Source organism: Cognatundibacterium luofuense, assembly GCF_018139685.1.
GTDB classification, from domain to species: domain Bacteria; phylum Pseudomonadota; class Gammaproteobacteria; order Burkholderiales; family Burkholderiaceae_D; genus Undibacterium; species Undibacterium luofuense.
Map to the genome: position 1 here is coordinate 1 of NZ_JAGSPN010000433.1, position 324 is coordinate 324.

Sequence of the window (324 nt, forward strand, 5' to 3'; positions counted from 1 at the left end):
AGTTTTTGCTGCTCCGGTGTCAGCGTGCCATAAAAAGTCTTCAACGCAGCCAAACGGTTTTGCAAACTGGCCTGATGCTCTTTCATCCGCTCCAGCGAACGCTCCATGCGTTCCGGCGTACTGAGTTTATCCATCTCTCTTGGATCTTGCGGCTGCGGCATATTCTTGAGTTCCATGCTCTGAACATACGTTTTCCAGGCAGGTTCCTGCGCCGGCGTAAGCTTTAGCAACTCATGCAATTCAGCCTGACGCTTCGCCATTCTTTCCTTCATTTTTTCCTGCCATTTCGCCATATCGATCGCATGATAGCCAGGTGCACCTTCC

Annotated in this window: 1 protein-coding gene; it reads right to left on the reverse strand. The window is 50.9% G+C overall.

Annotated features, from left to right (window positions below):
* A partial coding sequence (locus tag KDM89_RS21105) for a Spy/CpxP family protein refolding chaperone (protein WP_212689774.1) occupies positions 1-293 on the reverse strand: 293 nt, incomplete at its 3' end.
* Positions 294-324 lie beyond the last annotated feature (31 nt).